Below are 17,990 nucleotides of genomic sequence, written 5' to 3'. Positions count from 1 at the left end.
GGTGACGTCTCCGGTCACCGGTTCGACGACGAGGACTACCCCGCCTACAGCATGGGCCGGGCCGCCGAGATGCTCGGCGTCACCCCGGCGTTCCTCCGCAACCTGGGCACCGCCAAGCTGATCGAGCCGCAGCGCTCCGAGGGCGGCCACCGCCGCTACTCGCGCTACCAGCTCCGCCTGGCCGCCCGCGCCCGCGAGCTGGTCGACCAGGGCACCGCCCTGGAGGCGGCCTGCCGCATCATCATCCTGGAAGACCAGCTCGCCGAGGCCCTGCGCATCAACACCGAACTCCAGCGGAGCCGCGACCGTCAGTGAGGAACCTCACCCGCCGGGTGTGAGGCCGGGGCCGGTGAGGCGGCGGTCTCCGCGGGTGGTGACCACGAACACCTGCCAGTTGTAGTACGCGTAGTAGTTCCTGATGTCCCGCTTGATCTGGCGGGCGTGCAGCTGCACCGCGTCGACGTACGCGTAGGAGTGGTTGTAGGCGTACAGCGCGCGCCGGTAGTCGCGCGGCGCCCCCGACGCGCGCAGATAGTTGGCCGCGGCGAGCAGGGAGTCGCGGGTGTCCTGGATGTCACCGCCCATCCCGTAGGCGGCCCATGTTCGCGGCATGAACTGCATGGGCCCCTTGGCGCCGGTGTGGCTCGGCGACCGCACCCGGCCGAACTTGGTCTCGACGAACATCACCGCCGCCAGCACCTCCCAGTCGACGCCGAACTTCCGCTCGGCGTACCGGAAGTGGCCGAGCAGGAAATCGGCGGGCTTGGCCGGCTGGACACGGAACTTCGCCGCTCCGCTGATGGGCCGGACGAGGGAGCGCAGGCCCCGGCCCGCCGTCACGTTGTCCCTCGCCTCCCCGGCCAGGGCCTTCGGCAGCCTGGCGTAGGTGCGGGAGGCGATCTTCGGGTTGAGGACCAGGTAGCGGTAGATGCGCTGCTGGTGCAGGGCCAGCAGCACCACCGGCTCAGGGGGTTGCCCCTTGGCGGGGTCGCCCTCGCGTCTCCAGTCGTCGATGGCGCGCCGGAGTTGCGCGGTGGTGGTGGTGAGGGAACGGGCCAGTCGTGAGGGGTCGGCGGGGATCGCCGCGTCCGGGGCGGGCAGAGCGGATGCCGCCTGGCCCGCGGGGGTCTGGCCCGCGGATTCCGCCGACGGCGGCGGTGTCGTCTTCGGGGCGGCGGCGCTCTGCGAGGTGGTGTCCCGTGCGGCACCCGTTCGCGAGGAAGCGTCCCGCGAGGCGGCGTCCTGCGAGGAGGCGGCGCTCTGTGAGGTGGCGCTTTGTGAGGCGGCGCAGCCGGAGATCGCGACGACCAGGCCGACGAGCGAGGCGGCCACCGGCCTCCCGCGCGACCGGCCCGCGCGCATGCCTCGCGGCCTGCCCTCCGAGACGTCAGGCTGCGCGGGCGTCGTCCGCCCGCTCGGCCGGTGGCCGCGCTCCGGCCGTGAAACCTCCGCGTGCTGATCGTTCATCGGCCCCAACGTACCCGAGCGGTGGCCTCCCGGGCCGCTTTCCCCGACAACGGGACTCGTCGCGCGGGAGAGAGATCACAGCCGCCGGGGCGGGCCTGGCCGGCGTCTCGACGTCTCCGGCGAGCCGTGCCGCCCGCAGGCGCCGCTCGGCCTCGCGTAACGTGTCGGTGAGGGTGCGGCCGGCCACGAGGGTTCTCCTCCGGCGAAGACATCCGGGAACCTGGAAGAACATCCGGCCCTCCGGGACTCCCACCTGGGCGGCGACGTTGATCGGCTGCTCCGGGAAGGACTTTGGTCCTGATCCGATGCGCCAAACAGCCCTGTTTCCACGAACCATGCCCGATGCATCCTGAAATTTGGTAATAAATATGCTTTTGTCCGAAGGGGGGGAATGTGCGGCCGACGACAATAAAGATCTTGTTCGGACTGATCCTGACGATCGTGGCGTTGACGGGTGTAATCGTGGCGGCCGCGATCGAAGATCGGCTTGCGCCGACCCAGCGGCCTCGCCCTCCGGCGAACTCCGACGAGCGGTCAACGGGCGGGATGAACGATATGGCCGCGATCGGCGAGTTCGACTATCTGACGCAGATGGTGCCCCACAACCAGGAGGGCGTCACCGCCGCGGAACAGCTTCGGCGCTCCAGCAGCCCGGGAATGCGCCGGCTGGGCGCGGCGATGGTGGCCACGCAGAGCGCCGACGTCGCCAGGATGAAGGTGTGGCTGGCCAAGTGGTACCCAGGGCGCACCGCGGAGGCCGGCTACCAGCCGATGATGCGCGATCTGTCGCACCTGTCGGGTGACTCGCTGGACAAGACGTTCCTGAAAGACATGATCTCGCACCACAAGGTGGCGGTGATGCTGTCCCAGCATCTGCTCAGGCACGGGCTCGTGCGGCACAGGGAGGTCGCCGCGTTCGCCCGCGAGGTGAGGGACACCCAGCATGCCGAGATATCCCAGATGCAGCGCTTGCTGGAAACCGGCCGGCAGAAGGGACACCACGGCTGATCGCGCCGGCCGGACGATCCGTGACCTCGGCCCGGTGCGCGTGTCCGGTCCTGGTCACCGCACTAGACGGTGCCCGGTCCTGGTCACCGCACTAGACGAAGGCCGTGACGCCCTCGTACTCCGCCACCGGGGCGGCGCCGGCGGTCTCGTACTGGAGCAGCAGCAGGCCGGTCGCCGTCACCTCGTGGTGAACGAGCCGAAGGCCGACGGGCCCGCCCGGGTGGTCGAGCAGCCGCCGCCCGGAACCGGTCACGGCCGGGGCGACGACGAGCCGGAGCGTGTCGACGAGGCCCGCCGCCAGCAGGGTGTTGCCGAGTCGCGCGCTCCCGTGGATCTGGAGTTCCCGTCCTGGCCGTGCCTTGAGTTCCCCGACGGTCTGGATCGGGTCGCCGCGGAGCACGGTCGTCGGATGCCAGCTCCCTTCGGTGAGGGTGCTGGTCACCACGTACTTCGGCAGCGAGTTCATCCGCGCGGTGTACGGGTCGTCCGGGTCGGTGATCCGCGGCCAGTCCCGGGCGAACGCCTCGTAGGTTCGCCGCCCGAGCAGCAGGCCGTCGGCGAGGTCGAGCCAGCCGGAGGTACGCCGGACGAAGAGGTCGTCCAGGTGGGGCACGAGCCAGCCGCCCCGGGTGAAGCCGTCGCTGGTGTCCTCGGACGGCGAGCCGGGGCCCTGGCTGACCCCGTCGAGGGTGACGAACTCGGTGAGAGTGATCTTCATCGTGCGGCCCGGCTCTCCACGAACACGGCGAGTTGCTTGGTGGCCGAGCCCCAGCCTTCAAGGAAGCCGAGTTCCTCGTGGCGGGCGCGGGCGGCGGGATCGCCGTGCCGGACGAGGATCCGGTAGTCCGTTCCGTCCGGATGATCGCTCAGCGTGATCTCGGCTGTCATGAGCACCGGTGCGGGATCGGCGGGGCGCCAGGCGCTGTCGATCGCGTTCGTGAACACGATCCGCTCGAGCTCGTCGACGAGGAGGAAGCTCGCGTCCATGTGCGGGACGAAGTTCACCCCGTCGTCGCTCAGCCGGGTCAGGAGCGCGCCGCCGGGCCGGACGTCGAGGCGGTCGACGCGGCACACGGTCGGCGCGGGGACCCACCATTGCCCGAAGAGGGCCGGGTCGGTCCACGCGCTCCATATGGCGGCGCGGGGGGCGTGGATGATCCGCCGCAGGGTCAGGTCAAGATCAGGGTTCACGGTCGGTTTCCTTGAGGTCGGTGACGAGGAGTTCGAGCCGGTCGGTGCGCTCTTCCCAGATTCGGTGCTGCTCCGCGAGCCAGCCGTCGACGAGAGCGAGACGGTCGCGGTTGAGCACGCAGGTGCGCACCCGGCCGAGCTTGATCGTGTGGATCAGGCCGTTCGCCTCGAGCGTTCGCACGTGCTTCATGAAGGAGGGCAGGGTCATCGGGAACTCGCGGGCGAGATCGCCCACGCTCGCCGGGCCGCGGCCGAGGCGCCGGATGACGCCGCGCCGCGTCGGGTCGGCGAGGGCGACGAACACGCCGTCGAGCTCGGCCGAATACTGTGCCATGCGGCTAAGTATTGTCCATGGAAACACTTAGCGCAAAGGCAAAGTATTCGGGTCGTCCCAGGTGCTCGGCCACGGCGGTGGCAGGTCTCGTCCCTCGGTCCTGGGAGCGCCCGCGGAGAGCGTTCAACCGGTCGCCCATCCGTTCGCCGGTCGCCCATCCGTTCAGCTGTCGCTCATCCGTTCCGCCGGTCGCCCATCCGTTCAGCTGTCGCTCATCCGCTCCGTCGCTCGCCCATCCGTTCCGCCGTCGCCCATCCGTTCGGCCGCCAGCACCAGCCGCCACGTCAGCTCCCCGGAGGGCGGGACCACCGCGGCGTCTCCCGGTCCCGCCTCGGCCAGGTCGAAGACCGCGCCGAGCATCGGCTCCACGCCGATGCTGCGGTACGGCGCGTGGGCGGGGAATCCGCCGAGGTTGCGCCACAGCGCGGTGGACACCGGCACTCCCTCGGGTGCCTCCACCCGCAGGTGGAGGACGTCGGGGCCGTCCACCACCCGGACGGCGGCGCACCGGAGCACGGCTCCGGCCGCGGTGCCGTCGCACGGGCCGAACCGGCCGAGCGGCAGGCCCAGCGGGTCGGGCCAGCGGCCCTCCAGGTAGGGGGCGCCGGAGGGCCAGGGACGGGCGAGCATCCCCGCGGCCTCGGGAAAGACCCTGGCGGGGGTCCCCGCCGGAGCGACGAGCCGGGCGTGGTCGCCGAGGTCGAGCAGTGCGTGGGCGGCCCAGACGAACGCGTACCCGGGGTCGGCCGACAGGCGGTACTCGGCGACCACCGCCCCCGCCTCCTCGGTGACCGCGCGCCGCAGCTCGAAGCCGTCGCCCCGCACGAAGCCCTCGCCCGCCGACCCGCTCCAGGGGCGGCTCCACGCGTCGCCGTGGTCGGGCAGGCCGCGCACCGTGGGAAGGCACTCCTCCAGGCCGCCCGCGTCGACGAAGTCCATGCCGGGGAGCACGCTCTCCCGGGCGGGGTCGGGGCGCGACCACAGCCACTCGCGGCCGCCGCCTGCCAGCGACGTCCATCTGCCGCCGCGCTTGAGATCGAAGAGGGGGCTCAGCGGAACCGGGACCGTCGCCATCCGGCGAACCCCTTCCCGATCGTCCTGATCTGCTCGATTCCGGCCGGTCACGCGGAGTCCTTCACCGCGCTCCAGCCACCGTCCACGACCAGGCAAGCCCCGGTGACGTACGAGCTCTCCTCGCAGGCGAGAAAGGTCACCGCGGCCGCCACCTCCTCGGGCCTGCCGAAGCGCGCGGCGGCGGTGCCGGCCACGCTGCGCAGGCGGTCCTCCTCGCCGATGCCGTCCCAGGCGGGGGTGAGGATCGGCCCGGGGAGCACGGTGTTGACCCGCACCTCGGGGCCGTACTCCACGGCCAGCTGGCGGCCGAGCGACACCAGGCCGCCCTTGGCCGCGGCGTAGGCGGGGTGCGAGGGCAGGCCCGCCAGGGCGTGCACGGAGGAGCTGAGCACGATGGTGCCCCGGTTCGCCCGCAGGAGCCCGACGCACGCGTGGACCGCCAGGTACGTCGCGGTGAGGTTGACCGCGATCTGCCGGTCCCAGTCGGCCTCGGCCAGTTCGTGGGCGGGGGCCCGCGTCACCACGCTGGCGTTGCTGTGCAGCACGTCGAGCCGCCCGAACTCGGTTCGCGCCACGTCCGCGATCCGCCGCCAGGTGCGGGCGTCGGCCACGTCGCCGGTGACCGCCAGCACTCCGGGCCGGTCGGGGCCCTGCCCGGCCAGGTCGACCGCGATCACGCGCGCGTCCTCGGCCAGGAAGCGGTCCACCACCGCGGCGCCGATGCCGGAGGCCGCGCCGGTCACCACGGCCACCTTGCCGGACAGCAATCCCCGTCCCATGATCTACATCCCCCAGATGGTGGGGAGCCCGCCCGGCTGGACGGCCTCCGCGATCGGCCGAGCACGCGAGCCGTCCGTTCCTCGCGGACCGGTCACGTCGTCGTTCCCTACGGACCAGTCAACACGCGGCGACCGGCCGCGAGGAATGTCCATTACGCGGCACTACCTGGACAATCCGACGGCGTGTGCCATACTGCTCCCGTGCCGATCCAGGAGGGGTTCCTCAACCAGCGGCTCACCGTCGTGCCGCGCCGCGTCGTCGCCGAGGCGCACGCCCGCCCGGTGACCAGGCGCCTCATGGTCACCGACTGCGGTTACTATCCCAAGGCGGCAGACCACCTGATGACAAGGCCGAACGGCACCGAGGAGACCATTCTCATCCTGTGCACGGCCGGCACCGGATGGGCGAGCGTCGGCGGCGCCCAGCACCGCGTCGGGTCGAACGCGGCCCTGGTGATCCCGCGTGGCGCCCCGCACTCCTACGGCGCGTCCGCCGGCAACCCCTGGACGATCTGGTGGTGCCATCTCCGCGGCAGTGACCTGGCCGAGCTCGTCGAGGAGATCGGCGCGAGCGTGTCCAGGCCGGTGATCCCCATCCGGCGCCTCGACCGGGCGGTCGCGCTGCTGGACGAGATCGTCACCATCCTCGAACGCGACCACTCCCCGGCGAGCCGGATGGGGGCGGCCGGTGCGGCGTGGAAGCTCCTCACGCAGATCGTCGTCGACCGCGCCATGCCCGCGCCCGGCGACCCCCTGCAGCGGGCGATGGCCTACCTCGCCGAGCGGCTGGACAGCACGGTACGGGTCGCCGACCTGGCGTCACTGGTCGGCGTCTCGCCCTCCCACCTGAGCGCGATGTTCCGCCACGCCACCGGGGGCGGGGTGCTCGCGCACCACACGGCGCTGCGGATGGCGCAGGCGCGCCAGCTGCTCGACACGACGGACGCGACCGTCGCCACCATCGCCCGCGAGGTCGGCTATCCCGACCCGTTCTACTTCTCCCGCCACTTCAAGCGGATGCACGAGGCCAGCCCCACCGAATACCGCAACCGCGCCAAGGGCTGAGCCGGGGCGCTCTCCCGCGGCTCGCGAGCCCGGCCACGCGGCCCGGGTCACGGCGCCGCCGTCCGGGCCGCGACGCGAACCCGGTCGCACCACCTGGGTCACGACGTCGCCGCCCCGGTCACGGCGCCGCCCCGGGCCCGGGAGGCGAGATGACCGCCACCCGGGTCACGGCGCCGCCGGCCGGCTCACGACGCGGATCAGCACCGAGCGGTCGACGTCCAGTGACGGTGCCTCGACGCCGACGAGCCGCAGCACCCGTCCGGGCAGCGTCACCCCGTCGTACTGCCACGGCGGGAGCACGGCGCCGGGCGCGAGCGCGGGCGAGGCGCCCGGGTGGACGGCCTCGACGGTGTAGGTCCGCTCGTCGTCGAGCCCGGGGAGCCGGACGCGTCCCGGCGGCCAGGTCGACGGGCGCTCGACGACGCTGAACGCGTACAGGGCCTCGCTCCGGTCGGCCGCCACGACACCCTGGAGGCGCAACGCCGCGTCGGCGAGGTCGGCGTGCACGACGTCACCCGAGTGCAGCAGTGCCCGGTGCTCCTTGTGGAACGCGACCCATCTCGCGAGCGCGGCGCGACTCTCGTCGTCCATGGTGAGCAGGTCGACCTCGACGCCGAGGTGCCCCCACAGCGCCTTCTCCGCGCGGTAGTCGAGCGGATGCGTGCGGTGGGTCGTGTGCGTCTCCTCGGCGGCGATGTGCGTGCCCTGCATCTCCGGGGGCACCAGCAGCCCGGTCCAGCGCTGGATCTCCAGCCGCTCGTGCGGGTCGTTGCAGTCGCTCGGCCAGACCCGGTCGGTGTGCTCCAGCACGCCGAGGTCGATCCGGCCGCCGCCGCTGGCGCACGACTCGATCTCCAGCCCCGGGTGGGCGGCCTTGAGATCGGCCATCAGCCGGTACGCCTGCCGGACCTGCTCGCGCACCCCCGGCCGCCCTTCGGGACCGTGGCCGGCGTCGAGCAGGTACCGGTTGTGGTCCCACTTGATGTAGGCGATGCCGAGCGAGCCGATCAGGGCGCTCATCCGCTCCAGGAGGTGGGCGTACGCGCCGGGGTGGCCGAGGTCGAGGACGTGCTGGTGGCGGGAGGGCAGGCCGGGGCCGTGCCCCGCGTCGAAGATCCATTCCGGGTGTTCGCGGGCCAGGTCGGAATCGAGGTTCACCATCTCCGGCTCGAACCAGAGCCCGAAGTCCATGCCGGCCTCGCGCACGCGGGCGACGAGCGGTTCGAGGCCGTCCGGCCAGACGGCCGGGTCGACCGTCCAGTCGCCCAGCGAGGTGGTGTCGTCCCGGCGGCCGAGGAACCAGCCGTCGTCCAGCACGAACCGCTCGGCGCCGATCTCCGCCCCGCGTTCGGCGAGCGCGGCCAGGGTCGCGAGGTCGTGCTGGAAGTAGACGGCCTCCCAGGTGTTCAGCACGACGGGCCGGGGCGAGCGGGGGTGCTCGGGGCGCGACCGCAGGTACCGGTGGAACCGCGAGGCGAGGTCGTCCAGCCCCACTCCCCACGAGCCGTACTGCCACGGGCTCTGATACGAGTCGCCCCGCCCGAGCACCACCTCGTCCGCGAGCAGCGCCTCTCCCGCCGCCAGGTGCCTGGTGCCCGCCGGGGTCCGCTCGGCGGCGAGTACCTGGTTGCCGCTCCAGGCGAGGTGGGTCGCCCACACCGTCCCGTGCCGGAACCCGAACCCCTCCTCACCGGCGACGAGCAGCAGCGTGTGCTCGAGGCCCGGCTTGCCGCCCCGCGAGGCCCGGACCCACTCCCCGACGTGGAACGGGCGCCGTTGCGGCACGCGTTCGAGCGCCCAGCGGCCGGTCAGGTCGAGGACCTCCGACGCGTCCGACGGCACGGGGAGGGCCGTCTCCAGGCCGCCGACGCGGTACGGCGTCCCGGCGTCGTTGGTGATCCGGGCCCGCTGCCGTACGAGGCCGCCGGCGGCGAGCACCTGGATCTCGATGTCGGCGGTCAGCCCGTACTCCGGGTCGTGCGCCGTGCTCCGCAGCACCGGGCCGCCGCCGGCCTCGCCGTCGAGGTGGTAGGTCGCGTTCCGGAACTTCGGCGCCCAGCGGCGGCCGTCGCTGTCGCCGACCAGCCCGGGGCGTCCGAGCCAGCCCTCCGCCAGCTGGGGGAGCACCGGGACGGGCTGCGGGTAGGTGACCGCGCTGTCGCCGATGGCCGGGAGCGCGGCCCGGTGCAGGTCCGCCAGGGCGCCGTCCTCCAGCGGGCCGAGGTCCGCCCCCCAGTGCAGGACGCGGGGGAGCCGGCCGCCGTCGACGGCGACGACGAGGCTGGTGCCCCCGGCGCGCAGGTGTACCGGTACGTCGTTCGTGGTGTCGTTCACTTTATGATCTTTACCCATCTTTTCCGTCATCCCTTGAGCCCGCTGCTCGCGATGCCCGCGAAGAACTGCCGCTGCAGGAGCAGGAAGACGATCACGAGCGGGACGGAGCACACGAACGCCCCCGCCATGAGGGTCGGGTAGTCCGTACCGAACTGTCCCTGCAGCCCCGCCAGCCCGACCGGCAGCGGCCGGTTCTCCCCCGAGGGCGAGACGATGAGCGGCCACAGGAGGTCGTTCCACGAGTAGAGGCCGGTCAGCACGGCGAGGGCGGCGAGCATCGGCCTGGCCATCGGGAGCATGACGTACCAGAACACCTGGAAGGTGTTGGCGCCGTCGAGCCGCGCCGCCTCCTCGTAGTCCTTCGGCATGGTGAGGAAGGCCTGGCGCATCAGGAAGGTGCCGAACGCCGAGAACAGGCCGGGAATGGCGAGCGCCGGCAGGGTGTCGAGCAGCCCCACGCCGCGGATCAGCTCGTACTGGCCGATCAGGAACAGCTGGCTCGGCACCATCAGCATGGCGATGAACAGGCCGAACAGCAGGTTGCGGCCCCGGAAGGGGATGCGGGCGAAGGCGTACCCGGCGAGCGCCGCGACCGCGAGCTGGCCGGCGACCCGCAGGACCAGCGAGCCGACCGAGACCGCGAACATCGACCAGAACGGCACGGTCGTGAAGAACGTCGCGAACGCGTCCAGGCCGAAGCTCTCCGGCAGGATCGTCGGCGGGATTCTGGTCGCCTCGGAGGTCGACTTGAACAGGGTGAGGATCTGCCAGACGAACGGCACCACCATGACGACGGCCGCGACGCTGAGAACGACGTGGATCGGCCAGGTGGTGCCCGCCTTCCCGCGCCGCCGGGGGCGCGGCCCGGAACTCCCGGCGGCGACGGTTCCAGCGGCGGTGGTCTCGACGGCGGTGGTCTCAGCCATAGAACACCCACGATCTCTGGAGGCGGAACTGCAGGGCCGTGGCGATCATGATCACCATGAGCAGCACGATCGCGATCGCGGCGCCGTAGCCCTGGTCGAACTGGACGAACGCCTTCTCGTAGAAGAGATAGACGATCGTCTTGGAGTCGGCGAGGGCGGTGTTGTTCACCCCGCGCAACATGACGAAGATCAGGTCGAACATCTGCAGGGCGGCGATCACGTTGAGGATCGTGACGAAGAAGATGCTCGGGCTGAGCAGCGGCACGGTGATGTGCCGGAACTGCCGTACCCGGCCCGCGCCGTCCAGGGCGGAGGCCTCGTAGAGCTCCTTCGGGATGGCCTGCAGCCCGGCGCCCAGGATGATCAGGTTGATGCCGAGGCCCATCCAGATGCCGGCCACGCCGAACGCGTAGATCGTGAACCGGGGGTCGGCCACCCAGAACTGTCCGGGGACGCCGAACCACGACAGCACCGAGTTCAGCAGCCCGAAGTCGCCGTTGTAGATGAACCGCCAGACCATGCCGATCGCGACCGGCAGGGTGACCACGGGCAGGAAGAAGAGCACCCGGTAGACCGCGCGCCCCCGGCCGACCTGCTCGATCAGCGCCGCCAGCACGATGGCGAGCGGGATGCCGAGCAGGATGATCGCGGTGTAGAGGGCGGAGTTGCCGAACGCCTTCCAGAAGTCCTCGTCGCCGACGAGGTTCGCGTAGTTGTCCAGCCCCACGAAGGTCGCGGGCCCGAACGCCGGAACGTCCTGGAAGCTCTTGATCATGGTGGACAGGAACGGCCACAGGTAGAGGGCGGCCAGGCCGATCACCGCCGGGGCGACGAACGCGGCCGCCCACCAGCCGCTGGGCTGACCGACGCCCGTACGGCGGCCGGCCGGCCGCCGTACGGGCTCCGTCGCCCTCGCGGGCTTCGTCGTCACGGACGTCATTGCTTCGCGAGCACCTCGTCGACGGCGGCCTGGTACTCCTTGGCCGCGTCCTGCACGGGCTTCTTGCCGTCCCACGCGGGGGCGAGATACTCCGCGGCGAGGCCCTGCCACTCCGACGCGTTGCCGGCGACCGGGAGGGGGACGCTGTACTCGATGGCGTCGATGAACACCTTCAGCTTGAACTCGGGCATCGCGTCGAGCCACGGCTGCTGCGTCCCCTTGTAGGCGGGGAGCACCGTCCCGGTGGCGGCCTGGATCTCGGCGGCCTTGGTCCCGCCCAGGAAGGCCAGGAACTTCTTCAGCTCCTCCGGGTGCTTGCTGCCCGCGTACCCGGCGTTGCCGATGCCGCTGGTGACGGTGGCGCGCTTGACGCCCTGCGGCAGCGGCGCGACGTCGACCTTGCCCTTCAGGTCGGCGTTCTTGTGGAAGCGGAAGGCCCAGTACGCGCCGGAGAAGTACATGGCGACCTTCTGGTTCTCGAACATCGAGACGGCCTCGGTGTCCGACAGCTGCTGCAGCGTCGGCGACGAGCCGGCCGCCTGCAGGTCGGTCCAGAACTTCAGGCCGGCGACGCTCTCCGGGCTCGCGAAGCCGGACGCGGTGCCCTCGGCGTTGATGATCGACCCGCCGGCCTGCAGGATCGTGTTGTAGTAGCCGCCCTGCGGGTCGATCGGCGCCGCGACGCCCCACACGCCCTTGGCCTTGTCGGTCAGCTTCTTGGCGGCGTCCTGCACGTCCTGCCAGCCCCAGGTGTCGTCCGGGTAGGCGACTTTCGCGGCGTCGAAGAGCGCCTTGTTGTACCAGATGCCGTTGGTGTCGAAGTCCTTCGGCAGCGCGAACAGCTTGCCTTCGTAGGTGTAGGAGTCGGTGACGGCCTTGGGGTAGACGGCCGTGTCGATCCCGCCCGCCTTGACCGTCTCCGACAGGTCGAGCAGCTGGCCGCCCTTCGCGTACTCGCGGAAGTGGTCGGCGAGCATCCAGAACGCGTCGGGCGCGGTGCCGCCCGCGGCGCCGACCTGGAGCGTCGACCAGTACTCGGTCCACGGCAGCGTCTGGACCTTGACGGTGATGTTCGGGTTCGCCTTCTGGAACTCCGCGGCGATCTGCTCCATCGCGGGAGTCTGGTCCTCGCTCCAGTTGGCGTAGGTGAGGGTGACCTTCTCGCCCGGCGCGGCAGCCGATCCCGACCCGGATCCGGATCCGGATCCGCAGGCCGTGAGAAGTGTCGTCGCCGTGACCATCGCCACGGCCGCCATCCACGTGCTCTTCATGGTGTTCCTCTGGTTGCGCTGTCGATCGTGCTGTGCGCCGGTCGTCGTGATCGGCGCGGTGTCATCGGCTCGTGTCATCGGTTCGTGGGTGGGACGTGCAGGGTCGTGTCGACCCAGTCGACGTGCACGCCGGCGTCGTCCGGCGTGGCCGTCTCGCTGCGCAGGCAGAGGGTCTGGACGCCCAGCACCTCCACGTCGAAGTCCGTGACGGGCCTGCCCGCCTCGACGACGGCGGTGAACAGCTCGCGGCCGTCACCGAGCACGCGGACCCTGGCGCCGCCGGTCGACTCGTCGTCGACCCCGACCGCGCCGGTGAACGTCTCCACGCGCCCGCCGAGGTGGAAGCGCGCCTCCGAGTACGGCGCCGTGCCGAGGCCGCGCTCGAACCCCCGGCCCGCCACGCGCATGGGCCGCCCGTCGCCGGGGTTGCCCGCCCCGTTCGACAGGTCCCGCTCGACGGGCCCGTCGTCGTTGACGAAGGCGATCATCGGCAGGTCCGAGAGGGCGTGGTCGCCGGGCGTCAGCGGGCGCACGACGCGCGCGTGCGAGACGACGGGCATCCGGCCTTCGCCGTCGCCCTCGCCGTCGCCGTCCCGCTCGATCGTCACGACGCCGAGACGTCCGGGGCGCAGCGAGGCGTCGGGGCGGACGGTCCAGCCGGTCTCGCCGACGCGATCGGCCGACCACCCCGGGGGAAGGCGCAGCCGGACCCCGGCGTCGGTCGTGATCGACGCCGTCCCGTCCGCGCCGACCTCGGCGACGGCCGGGTACACGGCCGGTACGGCCTGACGCGGCCGGGGCGCGGCCCGGAACACGTCGGTGCCCGCCGGGGCCACGATGGCGACGAAGCCGCCGTCGCGGGCGACCTCGACGTCGATCGCGTCACCGGCGGTCGTGGCCCTCTCCACGAGCCCGGTCGCGGGCACCTCACCGGTCGTGGGCGACGCGTCGCCCACGATCCACACCTGGGCGTCCGCCCCCACCCCGAGCGCGTCGAGCGGCACGCGGATCGTCCGGGCCTCCCCGGCGGCGATGCCGCCCACGAACCACCGGTCGCCGGCCCGGCGGGCGATGACCGCGTGGCTGTCGGGGTCGCCCGCCAGCAGCACCGTCTCCGCCCAGTACGGCGCCTGCTCCGCCAGGAACCGGGCCGCGAGCGGGCGTCCGGCGTAGGCGTCGACATGATCGGCGAAGTGGGTGATCCCGCACTCGAACGCCACCGACAGCCCGAGCTCGTGGCCGTCGCTGGTCGTGCGGTTCGCGGCGCCGAACGCGACCGGCGTGGCGTCCATGCCGCCCACGACGTTGCGGGTGAACGGCTGGACGACGTTGTGCGCGGCGGTGAGGGCCTGGTTCTCGAAGAACACGTAGTACTCGGCGCCGCGGATCGCCTCGTACCCGATCACCTGCGGGAACGTGCGCGCCCAGCCGCGCGGGATGACCGAGCCGTGGAAGTTCACCATGAGGCCGAGCCGCGCGGTCTCGGCGAGGATCGTGTCGTACCAGCGGTAGCGGTCCTTCGACTCCGACTCCATGAAGTCGACCTTGATCCCGGCGACGCCCCAGGACCGCCACAGCGCCAGCCTGCGCAGGTCCTCCGGGCTGTTCAGGTCGCGCCAGATCGTCCACAGGTGCACCTGGACGCCCCGGGCGGCGGCGTAGGAGACGATCTCCGGCACCCAGGTCTCCTCCCACCCGCAGTCGATGAGCAGGTGTTCCCAGCCGAGGTCGGCGGCGACGTCGACGAAGTGCTTCTGCCTGTCCAGCTGCGCGCCCGAGTAGAAGTCCGACCACCACGACCAGGCCGCCCGCCCCGGCCTGACCCACGCCGCCTCCTCCAGCTCGGGGGAGGCGGCGGGCGCCAGCTCGTCGACGAGCAGCGAGGACACCAGCTCCGCCAGGGTCCCGACGAGGAAGACCCGCCAGGGCGTGACGACGCCGCGGGTGACCTCGACACTCTCGTCGGCGAGGGCGAACCGCAGCGTCCGCCCGCCGTCTTCGGACTCCTCCGCCTCGACGTGCGCGCCCGCGAACCGGCCGTCGATCCCCGACTCGGTGATCAGTACGTGCTTCTCCGCGTCCAGCCGGGCCAGGAACGGGAACCCGTACGCGCCGCTCGCCAGCTCGGCGCTGTCGACCCCGGAGCGGGGCGTCTCGTACCAGGTCTGGTAGTCGAGCACCCAGCTCCGCGACCCGGCCGGAAGCGTGACGGCGGTGCGGTCACCCGTGACGCGGGCGGTCCCGTCCAGCGCGGGCAGCGCGTAGCGGATCGCGACGCCGTCGCGCGCGACGCGCAGGACGACCTGCCATTCGACACCGCCGGCCTCGCGGAAGGCGTACACGCTCTCGCGGTGCTCGTAATCATGATCGCCGACCGACTTGCCGGAGCGGGCGCGGAACCGGTCGCGGACCGTACGCTCCGAGACGCGCACGAGCTCCGCGTCCGCCGTCCCCAGCTCCGTGCCGTCGAGCACGAACCCGAGCGGGACCCGGTCGAGGACGATCTCCTCCCGCCAGGTGACGGTCAACCGCACTCCCGTGCCGGTGTTCTCGACCCGGGCGTCGACCGGACCCGCGTTCGCCGCGGGTCTGGAGCGTACTTCGTCGGTCACCACGTTCTCCATCAGATGCCGTCCGGCTGCTCGGGCGGTGGGGAGCCACCGCCACATATCAATGACGCTATCGGCCGGGTGATTCTTCGTGAAATGGGCTTTCGCAGGTAGGGGATGGACGATCCGACGGTGTAGGCGGGGCGGTGCTGCGCCGGGCCCGCACCGCCGGGCCGGCGGCCACCGCCCCGCCCGGCCCGGATCTCCGCGCGGGCCGAGCCGACGATCATCGCCCTGCCCGGCCCGGATCTCCGCGCGGGCCGAGCCGACGATCGCCGCCCCGCCCGGCCCGTATCCCGCGTGGACCGGGCCGGCGATCGCCGCCCCGCCCGGCTCACAGCACCGTGCCGACCGAGTCGACGGTCACCGACGCCCCGGAGGCGTTCCCGAACACGATCGTGTTCGCGCCGGGGTTCAACGGGAGCCCGACGGTCGCCGTCGCGGGGGTGTCGTCGCTCCCCGTCGCGTGCAGCGGCACGGTGATCGGGGCTCCGCCGTTCACCGCCACCTCGATCGAGCCGGCGGTCGCCGAGGCGTAGTCGATCCGCACCGTCTTGTCGCCGGCCGAGACGGCGTCGACGCGCACCGAGACCGACCCGTCCGCCAGCCCCGACACCCCGGCCCCGCTTCCGCATCCCGAACACATGTCCACGGCGGCTCCGCCCTCCCGGATGTTCACCGGCGCCTCCGCCTGGACCGTACGCGCGATCGTCAACGCGTCGATGTCCGGGGCGTGAGCGCCGTCGTTCAGGAACGTGACGGTGTTCGCGCCGGCGTTGAGCGGTACATCGAGCGACCACTTGCCCACGTGCTCCCAGCCGCCGGAGTCCTTGACGTTCTCCGTCGAGACGGTGGCGCCGTTGACCTGAACCCGCACCGAACGCGGGTCGCCCGAGGTGTAGGTGAAGGTCAGCCGGTGCGTGCCCGCGGTCGCGGCCGTCACGCCGTTGAACCGCACCGAACCGCCGGCCCCGAGGTCGCCGACCTTCTGCCCGCCGGAGCACCCCTTGCAGGGGTGGATCCCGGCGGCGCCGCCGCGCGTGTTGGCCGCGCTCTCCGCCTCGTACCGCGTGTCACCGGACCCGATCTTCGGCAGGGGGGTCTTCGAGATGTGCACCGAGACCCCGCCCGTGGCGATCATCGGCAGCGAGAGCGTGGTCGCGCTCGTGACGGTCCGGGTCGACGTGGTGAGCCGTCCCGAACCGTCGTCGGAGAAGATCGTCGCGGTGTGCGTGCCCGAGCCGAGGAACGACAGCGGGACCGTGGCGGTCCTGGCCGGCGACGTCATCGCGCCGACGAACCAGTCGGCGCCCGAGCGGCGGGCGACCGTGATGTGATCTCCGGGGAATCCCTCGACGACCTTCGTCTCGTCCCACGTCGTCGGGAGAGCGCGCATCAGGTGACGGCCGTCCCACTGCTCGTAGGCCGCGGCCGAGTCCGCGTAGTTGACCATCGCGGAGGTGTACACGACGGCCTGCGCGAGCGTGTGGCCCTGCGTGAGGATCGACGCGTTCTCCGAGATCATCGTCGGCGTGTAGTCCATGCCGCCGAGCATGTTCCGGACGAACGGATAGGTGACGTCCTGGCGGGCGGTCGTGGGCGGCGGGTACAGGTAGTGCTCGGTCCCGGCCACCGCCTCCGTCGTCACCAGCCACGGCCAGGTACGGTTCTCGCCGCCCGGCTTGGTGTTGCCGTGGAAGGTGATCATCATCTCGTTGTCGCCCGCGGCCTTGCCGATCGACTGGTACCAGCCCATCGCCTCCTTCGAGTCCCGCAGGAAGAAGTCGACCTTGAGGCCCTTGACGCCGTAGTCCTTGTGCTCGGCCATCAGCGCGTCCGCGACGGCCGGGTCGGCGAACGGCTCGGCGTTGACCCAGGCGAACATGTCGACCCCGTGCCGCTTGGCGTAGGACGCGATCGCCGGAAGGTCCGTCGCACGGTCGTAGCAGCAGTCCATGGTCACGTACTCGAAGCCCATCGACTCGGCGAAGTCGACGTACTCCTTCTGCTTGTCGAGGTCGGCGGCGCTGTCCCCGTCCGCGTACCACGACCAGGCGGCGCGCCCCGGGCGCACCCAGGAGGCGGCGGTCGTCGCCGGCGGGTTCAGGTGCTGCACCAGGTCCGAGTTGTAGAGCGGGTCGACGCCCTTCGCGATGATCGCCACCCGCCACGGCGTCTGGAACGGGTACGTCGCCGAGATCGGGAACGCCTGGTCCGGCGTCCGCTCCAGGTTCAGCAGCCCGTCCCCGGCGCCGCTGCCCTTCAGCAGGGACGGCACGTAGGAGGCGTTCGCGTTCACCACCTCGGCCTCGGTGATCACCGTGAAGTAGGCGTTGTCGTCGATCGACGCCAGCAGCGGCATGGTGAGTTCCGTGCCGGAGTTCAGCTGGGAGGCGTTCCGGTAGGTGTAGTCCTGCTCGTAGTTCCCGTTCCAGGGGGCGGCCCACCCGCCGGTCGTCGTCGGCAGGCGCCACCCGCCGGCCTCGTCCGTGATCGACACCGCGCCGCTCCCCGGCAGCCGGTACCGGTAGGCGACGCCGTCGTCGTAGGCCCGGATCACCAGCTCCAGCGTCCGGCCCGACTTGGCGTACCGCAGCACCAGCTCGTTCGCGTGGTCGCGGTACGACGGCTTGGTCCCGGCGGGCAACGTGTAGGTCGTGTCGATCGACCTGCGGGACTCTCCCGCGAAGCCGAGCCCGGACCGCAGATCGGCCGCCGAGGTGGCGATGCCCAGGGGCGACTCCCCGAAGACCGAGGTGCTCCCGGCCGTCACCGCGAACGTCAGCGCTCCCTGCGCCTGCTCGGTGACGGTGAAGGTGATCTGCCCGTTCGGCGAGCTCACGCCACGGGTCGTCAGCGCGAACGCGGGAGGCGTCGCGAGAAGGCTGAGGAGTATCGCCGCCATGGCCAGTGCGGCGATCAGGACTGGGCGGTGAGGGCCGTTTCGCTGCGGCATTTCGCCTCCGGTCAGGAAGGGGGGATGGACTTCACC

At 71.8% G+C, this 17,990-nt stretch carries 15 protein-coding genes; 3 read left to right on the top strand and 12 right to left on the bottom strand.

The genetic code is table 11. The features are described 5' to 3' along the window. Positions 1 to 315: MerR family transcriptional regulator (locus tag AB0G15_RS25470; protein ID WP_362844313.1), on the top strand; the 315-nt coding region annotated here is incomplete at its 5' end. A 6-nt stretch (positions 316 to 321) separates the two neighbouring features. Here the strand turns inward: AB0G15_RS25470 and AB0G15_RS25465 are convergent. Further along, on the bottom strand, positions 322 to 1,467 hold the full coding sequence (locus AB0G15_RS25465) for a transglycosylase SLT domain-containing protein (RefSeq protein ID WP_362844311.1): 1,146 nt from the start codon (positions 1,465 to 1,467) through the stop codon (positions 322 to 324). Positions 1,468 to 1,884: 417 nt separating this feature from the next. Between AB0G15_RS25465 and AB0G15_RS25460 the strand changes: the two genes are divergently transcribed. Further along, entirely contained in the window at positions 1,885 to 2,475 is a 591-nt protein-coding gene (locus AB0G15_RS25460; protein WP_362844308.1) for a DUF305 domain-containing protein, read from the top strand. Between the two features lie 91 nt (positions 2,476 to 2,566). On the opposite strand, the gene AB0G15_RS25455 is transcribed toward AB0G15_RS25460, so the two are convergent. The 5 genes from AB0G15_RS25455 to AB0G15_RS25435 form a co-directional block, all read right to left on the bottom strand. Next, positions 2,567 to 3,193 carry a dihydrofolate reductase family protein gene (locus AB0G15_RS25455; RefSeq protein WP_362844305.1) on the bottom strand — a complete coding sequence of 209 codons (627 nt, stop codon included), beginning with the start codon at positions 3,191 to 3,193 and terminating at the stop codon, positions 2,567 to 2,569. Next, positions 3,190 to 3,666, bottom strand: coding sequence for an SRPBCC domain-containing protein (locus AB0G15_RS25450; RefSeq protein ID WP_362844302.1), 477 nt, complete (start codon positions 3,664 to 3,666; stop codon positions 3,190 to 3,192). Before AB0G15_RS25450 ends, AB0G15_RS25455 begins: the two co-directional genes overlap by 4 nt. Further along, positions 3,656 to 4,000 (bottom strand): metalloregulator ArsR/SmtB family transcription factor, encoded by a 345-nt coding sequence (locus AB0G15_RS25445; RefSeq protein ID WP_362844299.1) that lies wholly within the window; start codon positions 3,998 to 4,000, stop codon positions 3,656 to 3,658. The genes AB0G15_RS25450 and AB0G15_RS25445 overlap by 11 nt, the downstream gene beginning before the upstream one ends. Before the next feature lie 201 nt (positions 4,001 to 4,201). Continuing rightward, a complete protein-coding gene (locus AB0G15_RS25440) occupies positions 4,202 to 5,074 on the bottom strand; it encodes a hypothetical protein (protein ID WP_362844297.1) in 873 nt (290 codons plus the stop codon). A 47-nt stretch (positions 5,075 to 5,121) separates the two neighbouring features. Further along, positions 5,122 to 5,853: an SDR family NAD(P)-dependent oxidoreductase gene (locus tag AB0G15_RS25435; RefSeq protein ID WP_362844295.1), complete on the bottom strand. Its 732-nt coding sequence runs from the start codon at positions 5,851 to 5,853 to the stop codon at positions 5,122 to 5,124. 201 nt (positions 5,854 to 6,054) lie between these two features. On the opposite strand from AB0G15_RS25435, the gene AB0G15_RS25430 reads away from it, so the two are divergent. Continuing rightward, complete coding sequence (locus tag AB0G15_RS25430; RefSeq protein ID WP_362844293.1) at positions 6,055 to 6,918, top strand: helix-turn-helix domain-containing protein; 864 nt, start codon at positions 6,055 to 6,057, stop codon at positions 6,916 to 6,918. A gap of 165 nt (positions 6,919 to 7,083) precedes the next feature. Here the strand turns inward: AB0G15_RS25430 and AB0G15_RS25425 are convergent, their stop codons facing one another. The 6 genes from AB0G15_RS25425 to AB0G15_RS25400 all read right to left on the bottom strand — a co-directional run bounded on the left by AB0G15_RS25425 (position 7,084) and on the right by AB0G15_RS25400 (position 17,954). Next, positions 7,084 to 9,252 carry an alpha-galactosidase gene (locus tag AB0G15_RS25425; protein WP_362844291.1) on the bottom strand — a complete coding sequence of 723 codons (2,169 nt, stop codon included), beginning with the start codon at positions 9,250 to 9,252 and terminating at the stop codon, positions 7,084 to 7,086. 26 nt (positions 9,253 to 9,278) lie between these two features. Beyond that, positions 9,279 to 10,178, bottom strand: coding sequence for a carbohydrate ABC transporter permease (locus AB0G15_RS25420; RefSeq protein ID WP_362844289.1), 900 nt, complete (start codon positions 10,176 to 10,178; stop codon positions 9,279 to 9,281). Further along, entirely contained in the window at positions 10,171 to 11,118 is a 948-nt protein-coding gene (locus AB0G15_RS25415; protein WP_362844286.1) for a sugar ABC transporter permease, read from the bottom strand. The genes AB0G15_RS25420 and AB0G15_RS25415 overlap by 8 nt, the downstream gene beginning before the upstream one ends. Then, positions 11,115 to 12,467 carry an extracellular solute-binding protein gene (locus AB0G15_RS25410; RefSeq protein WP_362844283.1) on the bottom strand — a complete coding sequence of 451 codons (1,353 nt, stop codon included), beginning with the start codon at positions 12,465 to 12,467 and terminating at the stop codon, positions 11,115 to 11,117. Before AB0G15_RS25410 ends, AB0G15_RS25415 begins: the two co-directional genes overlap by 4 nt. Further along, the gene (locus AB0G15_RS25405) at positions 12,464 to 15,001 is read right to left on the bottom strand and encodes a glycoside hydrolase family 97 catalytic domain-containing protein (protein WP_362844280.1); all 2,538 of its coding nucleotides are present in this window, start codon (positions 14,999 to 15,001) and stop codon (positions 12,464 to 12,466) included. Before AB0G15_RS25405 ends, AB0G15_RS25410 begins: the two co-directional genes overlap by 4 nt. 331 nt (positions 15,002 to 15,332) lie before the next feature. After that, a complete protein-coding gene (locus AB0G15_RS25400) occupies positions 15,333 to 17,954 on the bottom strand; it encodes a glycoside hydrolase family 97 catalytic domain-containing protein (RefSeq protein WP_362844277.1) in 2,622 nt (873 codons plus the stop codon). Positions 17,955 to 17,990 lie beyond the last annotated feature (36 nt).

It is taken from the genome of Streptosporangium sp. NPDC023825 (assembly GCF_040639575.1).
Taxonomy (GTDB): Bacteria; Actinomycetota; Actinomycetes; order Streptosporangiales; family Streptosporangiaceae; genus Streptosporangium.
The sequence above is the reverse complement of the archived record's forward strand: the minus strand, read 5'-3'. Positions and strand labels throughout refer to the sequence as shown.